Source organism: Bacillus sp. OTU530 (genome assembly GCF_038440375.1).
Window position 1 is genome coordinate 1 of sequence record NZ_JASATP010000187.1, and the last position, 270, is coordinate 270.

Below are 270 nucleotides of genomic sequence, written 5' to 3' on the forward strand. Positions count from 1 at the left end.
GTCGTACTCTTTCATCTAATTCCGGTCCATATTGATGAACCCAACGCATAATCGTTGTATGAGCCATGGATAAGCCACGCTCCTCCATCATTTCCACCAAATCACGAAAACTTAAGTTGTACCGTAGGTACCATCTCACTGTTAACAAAATAATGTCAGGCTGATAATGTTTCCATTTGAATAAATTTTGCTTTTCCATACTGATCACGTCCTTTTTTAGAGTACTAGTATCAGTATGTCCAAGTTTACTAGATTTCTTGCACCAGAACC

Annotated in this window: 1 pseudogene; it reads right to left on the bottom strand. The window is 38.5% G+C overall.

Features of this window, described 5'->3' with window-relative positions:
* Positions 1-199 (bottom strand): annotated as a pseudogene (locus tag AAHB12_RS31560) (IS6 family transposase); the annotation flags it as partial.
* Positions 200-270 lie beyond the last annotated feature (71 nt).